Source organism: Streptomyces sp. NPDC020379, assembly GCF_044387105.1.
Lineage (GTDB): Bacteria > Actinomycetota > Actinomycetes > Streptomycetales > Streptomycetaceae > Streptomyces.
The window spans coordinates 85,620-96,441 of the sequence record NZ_JBIRVR010000026.1; the positions used below are offsets into that span (position 1 = coordinate 85,620).

Consider the following 10,822-nt stretch of genomic DNA (forward strand, 5'->3'; position numbering starts at 1 on the left):
CCAGAGTCTTCACGGGACGAACGGCGGCTGAGTCAGTGACCCCGCTCCGCCAATTCCCTTGTGTCGCCGACCGGTCGGAACGGTGCAGTGCCGGGGCGCTGGCTACCGACCGAGCGCGTCATGCCACGAGCGCGAGCCCTCGATCGCGCAGTGCTCCACGGCCATGCGGATCGCGACGCGCACAACGTCCTCGCGCGTTTCCGCGAGCTGCAGAGGCATCCTTCCTGGTCGATCCGGCTCATCAGGGCAAGGGCATCGGGCGGGCGCTCGGCGAGTACGTCATCGACTGGAGCCGTGCGGAGGGCTTCCGCGGAATCCAGTTCAACGCGGTCGTCGAGGCCAATCCGGCGGTGTACCTGTGGAGGTCGCTGGGATTCGAGGTGCTCGGCACTGTGCCGGAGGCCTTCCGTCATCCCGAGGATGGCCTGGTCGGGCTGCATGTGATGCACCGTCGGCTCTGAGGAAGCCTGGGCACGGCAGCTTCCGCGTGGCTGGGGGAACCGGCGGGTCCGGCAGTAGCCGATCTTGACAGTACCGACGTGTGCGAAGTCGGATGTGGTGTCGGGTTGACGACGAGAAGCGGCACCAACGCGTAGGGGATCGACATGTTCATAGCAGAAGAAGGCGATTTCGATCCTGTGGAGGTGCTGAACCTCTACGATTCGGTCGGCTGGCAGGGTTACACCAGTGACGTCGGCAAGCTCTGTCGCGGCCTCGTGAACTCTCACCTCGTGATCACGGCGCGGGATGCGTCGGGAACGCTCCTCGGGCTGGCCCGGACCATCTCCGACGACGAGCACATCTGTTACGTCCAGGACGTCGTGGTGAATCCGGCGAACCACAGGCAGGGGGTTGGCCGGAAGCTGGTTGAGTACCTGATGCGGCGGTACGCCCACTGCCGATTCTTCCTCCTGTCCACGGACCACGAGTCATCACCGGAAGGCAAGCGCAACCACGCGTTCTACCGGAGCCTGGGCTTCCTGTCGTACGAAGAAAACGAGATGGCAGGCTTCGGACTGCCCAGGAATCGCCCTTGAGGGGATCCGGAGGTGCTTCTGGCCCAGGTGCCGGCGAAACGTGCGCCAAGGGGCCGCCCGCCGGTCATCGCCCGCCGCGGTGTTCCCCATGGATCCGGCCTTGGCAAAGTTCGCTGGGTCGTTCAACGGAGAACGCATGGATCCACGGCCTCCGACGCCTCAGGATCCGCTGGGACATCCGCGACGACATCCACGAAGCCTTCCTCAAGCTTGCCTGCTGCATCATCACCCACAGACGACCCCGAGCTTTCTGTTAGCTCTTCCAAGATGCTGGAGGGCTCGCGGTTCTCGGAGCTGGAGCGGCTGCGCCGGCTTCATCCCGGTAGGGGCGTTTGGTAAGAGGGCTGCGTGGCCGCTGGATGGGGTGGGGCGGGTTCAATGTGGGGATGAATGATTCTCTTTGGGTTCGACTCTCGGCCGGGGACCAGCGAGAGGTGGACCAGTTGGTCGCTGCCGGTCGCCACATTCAGGCCATCGCGCTGATGCGTGAGCGCGCCGGCCTGCCGCGGCCGGATCTCCGTGACTGTGTTGACCTCCTGGAGCAACGCGCCAGTCTCTGGCGAAGGTAGGCGGGGACAGGAGAATACGCCGTGGCCGATCAGGAATCTCGCCGGTTTGGGGTGGATTCGCCGGTGAGGCGGCGGCTTATCAAGTCGACCACCGCCAGCTTGATCATGGCTTCGGAGCGGTGTGGATGGGTTTCGTAGTCACGGGCGAGGCGTCGGTGATGCATGAGCCAGGCGAAGCTTCTTTCGACGGTCCAGCGCCGTTGGGTTGTCGAACACTCGCTCGTCTGGATCATGCACGCCCGTCGGCACGCACGCGACGGCGAACGGCTCATCCAGCAGGTGCTTAATGTTCACCGAGGTGGGGTTACCAGACCTGCCTCGTAGGCGGTGATGACAAGTTGGACTCGGTCGCGGGCTTCGAGTTTGGTGAGTAGCCGCGCAATGTGTGCCTTCGCCGTGGCCACGCTGATGTAGAGATGGGCGGCGATCTCGCTGTTGGACATGCCGCGTCCGACGAGGGTCAGTACCTCGCGTTCCCGCTCGGTGATGTTCCCGACCGGTCGCGGGTTCGGGGCTGGATCGGGGCGGGCGGCGAACTCCGCGATCAGGCGGCGTGTGACGCTCGGGGCGATCAGGCCGTCTCCGGCGGCGACCACGCGGATCGCCCCGAGGATGTCGTCCAGTGCCATGTCCTTGACGAGGAATCCGCTCGCACCCGCTCGGAGCGCGCCGTAGACGTACTCGTCGTCGTCGAACGTGGTGAGGATAAGGACGCGCGTCGCTCCAGCGGCCGCCGTGATCAGCCCGGTGGCCTCGATGCCGTCCATGCCTGGCATGCGGATGTCCATCACCGCCACATCGGGCTTGGTGTCCCGGACCAACTGGACCGCTTCGGCGCCGGTTCCAGCCTCTCCCACGACGTCGATGTCAGGGGCGTCGGCCATCAAGACGCGCAGACCGCTGCGGACCAATGGCTGGTCGTCGACGAGCACGACGCGGACCGTCATGAGATGTGCACTCCTTCGGAGAGGGGGAGCCGGGCTGCCACGCGAAAGCCGCCCTCGGGTCGCGGCCCGGCGGTGAACTGGCCGCGCAGCAGGCTGACGCGTTCCCGCATCCCGGTGATGCCGTATCCGATGCCGGAGGCGGGGCCGCCGCGGCCGTCGTCGGCGATCTCGATGGTCAGTTCGCCGTCTTGGCAGCCGATGGTGACGTAACAGTCGGGGGTGTTCGCGTGGCGTACGACGTTGGTGAGGGCCTCCTGGACGATCCGGAAGGCGGCCAGGTCGATGTCGGGTGGCAGGGGCCGTCGTTCTCCGAGCCACCGCACGTCGACATGGACGCCCGCGTCCTTCGTCGACGCGGTCAGCCGGTCGAGGTCGGCCAGCCCCGGGGCAGGCTCGCGCGGCGCGGCCTCCGCCCCAGGGCCCGGTTCGGTGCGGCGCAGCGCGCCCAGGGTGCGCCGCAGCCCGGCGAGGGTTTCCCTGCTGGTGTCTTCGATGGTGGCCAGCGCCTTGCGGGCCTCGTCCGGCTGTGTGTCGATGACCCGGCGGCCCACGCCTGCCTGGATGGCGATGACGCCGATGCTGTGCGCGATCATGTCGTGCAGCTCACGGGCGATCCGGAGCCGTTCGGCAGCGACGGCCTGGGCGGCGGTCTGCGAGCGCAGTGCCGCGGCGTGCTCGCGGCGTTCGCGAACCGAATGACCGGTCATCCAGGCGGCGGCGAGCGCCAGGACGAGGACCACGACCGTGCGGGCGAAGCCGTCCGGCCCGGTCCCAAGGCGTGCGGTGCAGGCGATCTGCACGCCGAGCGTCATGACAGCAGCGGTGACCGCGAGGCGACGAGGCCGGGTGGCCACGATGTATCCGGCGACGAGATCGTTCGCCAGAACCAGCAGATACACGACCTGCCAGAACGGCGTTGTCGTCGCCGTGACGTACGTACCCAGAAGCATCAGAGCCAGGGCCGGCAGCGGACGACGGCGCAGCAGTCCGAGAGGCAGGACCGTGACCACGGCCGCCGACACGAAGGGCAAGCCGGGGGAGTCGAAAGGCGTGCCGCGTGCCGCGAAGAACAGCATGAACGGGTAGGCGATCGCCCCGCACCAGGCCAGAGCCGCCCGCGCGGCCGGCCGCAGGTGCCAGGACAGCAGGGGACGCGGCTTGGCGGACATGGGACGATCGTAACCGTCTGACCAGCGGCGGAACATTGGCCCGTGGACGTACGCCCACGGGATACAAGCCCTCCCGCCAGTGCAGCCGACGGGCCGATGCCGGACGGGCACTCTCCCCGGCACCGTTGGCCGGGTGATCGAAGTCAACGAACTGACCAAGCGATACGGCAAGGCCACTGCCGTCAACGGCCTGACCTTCACCGTGCGCCCCGGCCACGTCACCGGGTTCCTCGGCCCCAACGGTGCCGGCAAAAGCACCACACTGCGCATGCTCCTCGGCCTGACCGAACCCACCAGCGGCACCGCCACCATCAACGGTCACCTGTTCCGGGACCACCCGCGCGGCCTGCGCCACGCCGGTGCCCTGCTCGACGCCCATGACGTCCACGGCGGCCGCAGCGCAGCGGCCTACCTGTCCGCCCTGGCCCGCAGCAACGGTATCCCGCGGCGCCGGGTGGACGAGGTCCTTGAGGAGGTAGGACTGGCTCCTGCGGCCCGGCGCCGCATCGGCGGGTTCTCCCTGGGCATGAAACAGCGGCTCGGCATCGCCACGGCTCTGCTCGGCGACCCTCCGGTGCTGCTGTTCGACGAGCCGGTCAACGGCCTGGACCCGGAGGGTGTGCGATGGGTGCGCGGCCTGTTCCGGCGGCTGGCCGCCGAGGGGCGCACCGTGTTCGTCTCCAGCCACCTGATGAGCGAGATGCAGAACACCGCGGAGCACCTGATCGTCATCGGCCGGGGCGAGCTGATCGCCGACGAGAGCGTGGCGGAGTTCGCGGCCCGCGGCACCCGCCGGAGCGTGACCGTGCGGACGCCCGACCCCACTGCGCTGGCGGCCGCGCTCGAAGCCGAGGGCGCTTCGGTACAGCCGGGCGACTCGGTCACCGACGCGGAGGAGTGGCTCACCGTGACCGGCCTGAGCGCGGCCCGCATCGGGGAACTCGCCTCCCAGCACCGCATCGTGCTCCTTGAGCTGGCCACCCGCACCTCCTCACTGGAGGAGGCGTTCATGGAACTCACCGCCGACAGCGTCGAATACCTCGCAGGAGAATCCCGATGACCTCGACCACCACACAGCACACGGGAATCCCGGCCGCCGCGCGCGCCGCCGAGCCCGGCGCCCGCTTCCGGGACCTCCTCGCCGCCGAGTGGATCAAGCTCTGGTCACTGCGGTCCATCTCCTGGGCGTTCGGGGCCAGCGCGCTGGTCATCATCGCCATCAACATCAGCGCGGCCGTCGCGGACTACAACAACTGGCCGACCTACAACGAAGGGATCCGGGCCCTCTTCGTTCCCATCTGGGCCATGCGGGACGCCTTCACCGTCGGCGCCTGCATGGTCCTGATACTCGCCACCGGCAGCATCGGCGCCCTCACGGTCGTCGGCGAGTACAGCACCGGACAGATCCGCACGACCTTCGCGGCAGTACCCGCCCGACGATCGGTCGTAGCGGCCAAGATGGCCGTCGTGACGGCAGTCATGCTCCTCTACGGCACGGTCGTCGCGGGAACCTCGTTCGGCGTGACACAGGCCATCCTGTCCGGCCGGGACATCGGCCTGTCCCTCGACTACCCCGGCGCGCTCCGCGCCGTCGCGGCATCCGCGCTGCTCGCTCCGGTGTGCGCACTGGTCGGCATGGGCCTCGGCGCCCTCATCCGGCACACCGCAACCACCCTCGTGACGTTCACCGGAATCCTTCTGCTGCTGCCGTTCCTCCTCAACGACCGCCACCGCTGGTCGTCCGCCATCCTTCACGCGCTGCCCCGCAGTGCATGGGAACGGCTGGTGCAGATGGGCGACCCCTTCGGACCGGCCCCCTACCCGGCGACCATCAGCGGGTCGTGGATCGTCTACGCGGCTTGGCCCCTCGCCGCAGCAGCCGTCGCTGTGGTCGCCGTCCGCCGGCACGATCTGTGAGCCCGCAGGGCCTGATCACCGGCCCGTTGCAGCAGACCCTTGGTCCGTACTCGCCGGGTGCCGGACGGGAGGGGGACGGCTCCGCCCCGCGCTCAGAGGCAACGGCCGACGGCGCCACTTCGCGAGGCGCTGAGCGCGGTCACGGATGTCGACCGGCTCCTTGGCGACACCGCCGGGACTGCCCCGATCGGGACTCCACCGGGCCTGACTCGGATTCAATGCTGTTGATCTAAAGCGAGGTTGGCTGTCACGTAAGTACCGGCCGGCGGCTCAACCGCAGAGGGATGACAAGTCGGCGGGGGCGTGCCAGCCTTGCGGGGAGCCGCTCAGCGAGGCCCCATGCCGGTCGCCATTCACGGCCGCGGGGCCAACATCCGTCAAGGGGGGACCATGCGCAAGAGCATCAAAGCCTTCGCCACCGTGGCAGCGGCCGTAGCGTCGACCGGCCTGGCCGTCGCTCCGGCATTCGCCGACTCCTACAGCCGGTATCAGGGTGGCGTCGCTGCTGGCTACACAAGCCACTGCACAGTCTTGATCGACAGTATGCACAACGACACCAAGAACTACTGGGTGGCCCGCGCCGCTTACCAGGCAACGTACGGCGGAGTCTGTCGTGGTGAGTTACTCCGGCAGAGAAGCGGAAGCGAGGCCTGGGACCAGATCGGCAGCGTGCGCGTCTTCGGTCCGGGAAAACAGTGGTCCCGCACTGACTGGGTCTGGGATGGCCCCGGCGCGAAGGTCCAAGCCTGTATATGGGCAGATGGGGACCCGGGTGACAGCGCTTGCACCCTCCCTTACTGACGCCCTTGTCCACGCAGTACGGGCTGCGCCATGCTGAGGCGGCGTTCCCAGATGCCGGGGAGGAGCACTGCCAGTACGCGTTCGGTCTGCGCGACGAGGCCGGCTGCGGTGCAGGGTTCTCCCCGGTCTGCGGCGGTCTGTGCCACGAGATCGGTCAGGCCTTCGTATCCCGGCTCGCCCGTGAGGGCGCGGCGCAGGACGGCCAGGACGTCCCACAGGGCGTCCAGCTCCCAGACGGGTACAGCCAGCGCGTACGCCGCCCGCAGCACGGTGCCGTCCGGAGCCGTGATCGTGTCCAGGCTGCAGCCGGCCCGCTTCAGGAGCATGTCGGTCAGGTGCTCCAGTGCATCCACCCCCGCCTGGTACGGAGCTGCGGGCAACGCCTATGGATCGCCCTTGTGGTCAGCGGTCCCGGCAAGATGCCCGAGCAGCTGGTCATCCAGGGTCCGCAGGTCATCGGTCCGGGACTCGGAATCGGGCGGGACACAGGGCCGCTCCGGCCGGGGTGTTCGCGCGGTCGTCATCCCGTCAGCGCTCCAAAGGACGGCCTGCCCGCGCAGGGACTTGACCGCATCGGGTCGGGCGAGCCGAGCGCGCCACTCGCCCAGCCACGACATCTCAGACAGGAGCGGCCTTCTTCGCCAGCGTGGCGGGCGGGGAGCGCGGGCGCGGGGGCGGTCCTGGCGATGGTGGGGGCTGGCCGGTCCTCCGCCTTGGACATCACCGGCTCCTTCAGGGCGCTCTGGTAGGCGTCATCCAGGGAACCGAGATCGAAGTTTCGGAGCCTTTCGCCATCAGCTTGGAGGCCATCTCGATTTCCTGGGGCCGGACGGTCGCCGATTCCCGCGGGGCGAGACCGGCGGGGTCGCGCGCATCGTCGGGCCAGTACATCGTGTGGACCGCCAGCAGGTCGTCATGGACGCGCAGCAACCCGAGGGATCCCCGCGTCCGGATCGTGATTTTGGTGACGGCCACCCGGTCGGTCTGCCTCAGGGCCTCTCGGAGCAGCACGTACACCTTGTCGGCCGCGGCACGGGCGGGAGTCAGGAGATAGGGCTTGTCGAGCTGGACCGGGTCAAAGCCGGTCGGCGTCGACGAACGCGAGGACGTCGACGAGCTTCTTGGAGGGCAGAGGGGGCCGGTCCAGGTCGGCCTCGGTGAGCACGGTTTCCCTTCCGTCGCGCTCGGCTCCTCTGGTCACATGCGCGTACGGGACCGTCCGGCCGCAGACGTCACAGACCGGCTCCTGGCGGATCCGGCCGCCGTCGGCGTCATGCACCTGGTGCAGCGGGAGGCCGTGTTCCTCGACCGCGGTCACCAGCGGCGCGGGTACGGACACCGGTCCGAATCCGGTGGCTCCCCTCCACAGCGCTCTCGGCATAGGACCAGCGTGCGGGAGGGTGCCCGGTCCCGCAGCCCGGCCCGCCCGCGCGAACCCAGTGGGCCCGGACGCGGTCTGCAAGGCGCTGGTGCACTGGAGGCGGAGCCGGTTGATGGACCCGAGCCCGGCCGGGAGGACCGCCGGCCGTTCGAGCCGGGGTTCTCTCCGGGCGATAAGGACGCGAAGAGCAGCCTGGCTCTGCAAGAGACCTCGAAGAGACCTCGCCGTACGAGCGCGCGGCCGCGTTTGAGACCGGGCTGACCAAACTGGAGGCCGAGCAGACCCCCTGATCCTGCAGCACCGTCCACTCCCGCATTTTGGAGAGGCAGCACTTCCCCCCAACGGCGGGCGTCTGCCAGGATGGGCATTCAGATAGACAGGTTCATGTCATTAACCCGGGGGGATCTGCATGTCCGTGCGCAATCGGGTTCGCTCAGCTGTAGCCGCTCTTGGCGTCGCAGCCGCAAGTGCCGCACTCGTAACCGTTCCTACCAGCTCCGCACATGCTGTCACCTGCAGCAACCCTGTGCCGCTCGGACCGGGTACTCCGATCAAGATCTCCAACAACTGGACCGACTCGCAGACGATCGGAACCCTGTACATCGGCTGGTACGCCAACTGTGCAAGTGCCTACGCCGAGGTCGACTGGATCAACGGTTGGCAGAACAACGTCTCGGGCTCTGTGTATCTGAACTGGAACGACCCGGCACACAACAGCGCCGAAGGCAGGGTCTCCTACTCGGCGCCAAGCCCCGTCTCCTGGAAGTCGGACAACCTGTACCAGGGCCCCGGGACCCGCTACACCCCTGGGCGGTCCTTCACCGCCGCGATCAACCTCACCGTGGCGATCCCCGGCTGGCTGAAGACGTGCGGCCCACGGATACTCGTCGGCAGCACCCACGACTTCTCCAACGGCTGGAACAGCGGTCCCGGCAACGGCACTTGTAGCGTCTGATCTTGAAGGCAAAGAAGTTCCTCCCCCGATCTGGGGGAGGAGCCGTTTCGTATTTCCGGCAACCTCAGGAATTGCTGGCCAGTTGAGGGGCGACGCGGTCGGTTTGCTGGCCCGGCGGCGCCGGCCCTCGTCCCGGCTGGCGACGCGGAACTGCCTGCCGCGGACCTGGCGCTTCGACCCCGTGGGTGGCGCGGTCAGGCCGGCGTTCGTCCTTGTCGCTGCATGGGCTGCCGCCCACCACGATGTGGAGATCGTTTTGGTTCTCCGCTACTGCGGGATGCCGGCTGTGGGTGCACCACCGGATGTGCGGTTGATGCATCTGGTGGATCTGCGCCGTGGTTCCGCGCGCGACGGCGGCGATGTCTCCCGTGTTGCTGGGCTTGTTCGTGTCTTTCCTCGTGCGGATGGCCGGTACCGGCAGTGCGGCCGCCTCATGGGTGGACGCGTCGGTCGCGGTCTGTCCGGTCTGGGGCAGGTTTGATCGTCGGCACCGGGCCGGGGCTGAACGTGCACATCGCCCGGCTGGCCTGCCCGGGCGTCATCGGAGTGGGCCAGGAACATCTCACTCTCTCCGGTCACGGATGGCGCATGTGTCACTGAGTGTTTGGTCAGCTGATTCGTGTGTGGTCCCGGGGTTAGGTTCCGCGCCGGTTCGGTGTGCTTTCTCCGGTGAGGCGGCGGGTCATGAGGCCGGTCATCGCGAGGTGGATCATGGCTTCGGAGTGGTGCGGGTGGGTTTCGTAGTCGCGGGCGAGGCGGCAGTGGTGCATGAGCCGGCTGATGCTGCGCTCGATGGTCCGGGGGCGTGGGATGACGACGAGGCCCCGGCTGCCCGGGGGCCGCTGGACGGGCTGGACGTCGATGCAGGGGCGGGCGCCGTGGTCGAGGGCGGTGGTGCGGTAGCCGGAGTCCGCCCAGGCCTTGGTCACGCGCGGGTGGGCGGCGGCTGTGCGGGAGAGCAGGTGGACGCCGGCGGCGGTGTCGGAGACGCTCGCGGCGGTGACCATGACGGTCAGCGGCAGGCCGGGCATGTCCGTGCCCAGGTGGCGCTTGCGCCCGATGATGCGCTTGCCCGCGTCGGTACCCTGGCCCGTGAGGCGGACGTTGGCGGAGGTCTTGACGGTCCGGGAGTCCAGTACGCACGCGGACGGCTCGCCGTTGCGGCTCTCGGCCTCGCGGACCAGGTGCCGCGGCAGGCCGGTGAGCTGCTCGAAGATGCCGTCCTTCTGCCAGGCCGCGAAGTAGCCGTAGGTGGTGCGCCAGTGCGGGAAGTCGTGCGGCAGGTAACGCCACGGGATGCCGGTGCGGTCCACATACAGGACGGCGTTCATGAGGGAGCGCAGGTCGTGCTCGGCGGACGGCCGATGTCCAGGCCGCGGCCGCGGCGCTCGGCCCGCCAGACGGTCAGTACCGGCTCGGTCAATTCCCAGCGGGAATCGGACAGATCGCTGGGACAGTCGCGGCGCGGAGTCACGTTTCCGATGTACTGCGCGGTGACCGGCTTGGCGAGCAGGTAGACAACCGTCTACCGGGGCGCCTTGGGATGACACAGGAGATGCCGGAACGAAACAGCCCTCTCCCGCCGCATCCCGGGCTCGTCGGCTCACCAGCTTCTCCAGCACCTGGACACTGCGGCCGGAAAACAACAACACATTGCCCGGAAACAGGACCAAACGCTTAGTTAGAGGTCGTTTTCATTGGTGAAGTCTGTTTGATTCCAACATGTGCCTGTGACAAGGAACCGTCCGAGGGTGTCGAGGAGGTCGTGTGTCTGTAGAGGCGCGCGGGAGGCCTGTATTTCCCGTCTCATCTCGCAGAGCCTGTCTCATCCCAAGAAGCGCCGACCGTGGAGCTTCGTCCTACTCAGCCGCGCATGGATCTGCAACGTATGAGGTCTCGATGAACTATTGAGCCCTGCGAGGCGGCGCAAATCATTAGAAAACGACCTCTTACTGAGCGTTTGCACCTGTTTCAGGGCAATGTGTTGTGGTTTTACGGTCGCCGTGTCCAGGTGCTGGAGGGGCTGATGAGCCGACGAGCCCGGGA

General features: G+C 68.0%; 10 protein-coding genes and 4 pseudogenes. 7 read left to right on the forward strand and 7 right to left on the reverse strand.

What is annotated here, in order from left to right; all coding sequences use genetic code 11:
* The first annotated feature begins 35 nt into the window (after nt 1-35).
* The 3 genes and pseudogenes from ACH427_RS27700 to ACH427_RS27710 all read left to right on the forward strand — a co-directional run.
* Nucleotides 36-461 carry a GNAT family N-acetyltransferase gene (locus ACH427_RS27700; RefSeq protein ID WP_398873687.1) on the forward strand — a complete coding sequence of 142 codons (426 nt, stop codon included), beginning with the start codon at nt 36-38 and terminating at the stop codon, nt 459-461.
* 144 nt (nt 462-605) lie between these two features.
* Nucleotides 606-1,037, forward strand: coding sequence for a GNAT family N-acetyltransferase (locus ACH427_RS27705; protein WP_398873689.1), 432 nt, complete (start codon nt 606-608; stop codon nt 1,035-1,037).
* 48 nt (nt 1,038-1,085) lie between these two features.
* Nucleotides 1,086-1,294, forward strand: a pseudogene (locus ACH427_RS27710) (IS5/IS1182 family transposase); the annotation flags it as partial.
* Nucleotides 1,295-1,635: 341 nt separating this feature from the next.
* Here ACH427_RS27710 and ACH427_RS27715 read toward each other — a convergent pair.
* The 3 genes and pseudogenes from ACH427_RS27715 to ACH427_RS27725 form a co-directional block, all read right to left on the reverse strand.
* Nucleotides 1,636-1,806: pseudogene (locus ACH427_RS27715) on the reverse strand (IS5/IS1182 family transposase); the annotation flags it as partial.
* Nucleotides 1,807-1,896: 90 nt separating this feature from the next.
* Entirely contained in the window at nt 1,897-2,553 is a 657-nt protein-coding gene (locus ACH427_RS27720) for a response regulator (RefSeq protein ID WP_398873691.1), read from the reverse strand.
* Nucleotides 2,550-3,722 carry a sensor histidine kinase gene (locus tag ACH427_RS27725; protein ID WP_398873693.1) on the reverse strand — a complete coding sequence of 391 codons (1,173 nt, stop codon included), beginning with the start codon at nt 3,720-3,722 and terminating at the stop codon, nt 2,550-2,552. Before ACH427_RS27725 ends, ACH427_RS27720 begins: the two co-directional genes overlap by 4 nt.
* Nucleotides 3,723-3,855: 133 nt before the next feature.
* Between ACH427_RS27725 and ACH427_RS27730 the strand changes: the two genes are divergently transcribed.
* The 3 genes from ACH427_RS27730 (at nt 3,856) to ACH427_RS27740 (ending at nt 6,440) form a co-directional block, all read left to right on the forward strand.
* Complete coding sequence (locus tag ACH427_RS27730; protein WP_398873695.1) at nt 3,856-4,782, forward strand: ABC transporter ATP-binding protein; 927 nt, start codon at nt 3,856-3,858, stop codon at nt 4,780-4,782.
* Complete coding sequence (locus ACH427_RS27735) at nt 4,779-5,639, forward strand: ABC transporter permease (protein ID WP_398873697.1); 861 nt, start codon at nt 4,779-4,781, stop codon at nt 5,637-5,639. The genes ACH427_RS27730 and ACH427_RS27735 overlap by 4 nt, the downstream gene beginning before the upstream one ends.
* Before the next feature lie 390 nt (nt 5,640-6,029).
* On the forward strand, nt 6,030-6,440 hold the full coding sequence (locus tag ACH427_RS27740; RefSeq protein ID WP_398873699.1) for a hypothetical protein: 411 nt from the start codon (nt 6,030-6,032) through the stop codon (nt 6,438-6,440).
* On the opposite strand, the gene ACH427_RS27745 is transcribed toward ACH427_RS27740, so the two are convergent.
* The 3 genes and pseudogenes from ACH427_RS27745 to ACH427_RS27755 all read right to left on the reverse strand — a co-directional run bounded on the left by ACH427_RS27745 (nt 6,434) and on the right by ACH427_RS27755 (nt 7,821).
* On the reverse strand, nt 6,434-6,793 hold the full coding sequence (locus ACH427_RS27745; protein ID WP_398873701.1) for a hypothetical protein: 360 nt from the start codon (nt 6,791-6,793) through the stop codon (nt 6,434-6,436). The two genes, ACH427_RS27740 and ACH427_RS27745, sit on opposite strands and share 7 nt — an antisense overlap.
* Nucleotides 6,794-7,172: 379 nt before the next feature.
* Nucleotides 7,173-7,505: pseudogene (locus tag ACH427_RS27750) on the reverse strand (Ku protein); the annotation flags it as partial.
* Between the two features lie 10 nt (nt 7,506-7,515).
* The gene (locus tag ACH427_RS27755; RefSeq protein WP_398873703.1) at nt 7,516-7,821 is read right to left on the reverse strand and encodes a Ku protein; all 306 of its coding nucleotides are present in this window, start codon (nt 7,819-7,821) and stop codon (nt 7,516-7,518) included.
* Between the two features lie 526 nt (nt 7,822-8,347).
* On the opposite strand from ACH427_RS27755, the gene ACH427_RS27760 reads away from it, so the two are divergent.
* The gene (locus ACH427_RS27760) at nt 8,348-8,776 is read left to right on the forward strand and encodes a hypothetical protein (protein ID WP_398873705.1); all 429 of its coding nucleotides are present in this window, start codon (nt 8,348-8,350) and stop codon (nt 8,774-8,776) included.
* A 635-nt stretch (nt 8,777-9,411) separates the two neighbouring features.
* On the opposite strand, the pseudogene ACH427_RS27765 reads toward ACH427_RS27760, so the two are convergent.
* Nucleotides 9,412-10,250, reverse strand: a pseudogene (locus ACH427_RS27765) (IS5 family transposase).
* Nucleotides 10,251-10,822: the final 572 nt, after the last annotated feature.

Bases quoted from the DNA above. Each gene is read 5' to 3' on its own strand.
- ACH427_RS27735 (WP_398873697.1), top strand. From the start codon at position 4,779: ATGACCTCGACCACCACACAGCACACGGGAATCCCGGCCGCCGCGCGC.
- ACH427_RS27740 (WP_398873699.1), top strand. From the start codon at position 6,030: ATGCGCAAGAGCATCAAAGCCTTCGCCACCGTGGCAGCGGCCGTAGCG.
- ACH427_RS27720 (WP_398873691.1), bottom strand. From the start codon at position 2,553: ATGACGGTCCGCGTCGTGCTCGTCGACGACCAGCCATTGGTCCGCAGC.
- ACH427_RS27725 (WP_398873693.1), bottom strand. From the start codon at position 3,722: ATGTCCGCCAAGCCGCGTCCCCTGCTGTCCTGGCACCTGCGGCCGGCC.
- ACH427_RS27705 (WP_398873689.1), top strand. From the start codon at position 606: ATGTTCATAGCAGAAGAAGGCGATTTCGATCCTGTGGAGGTGCTGAAC.
- ACH427_RS27755 (WP_398873703.1), bottom strand. From the start codon at position 7,821: ATGCCGAGAGCGCTGTGGAGGGGAGCCACCGGATTCGGACCGGTGTCC.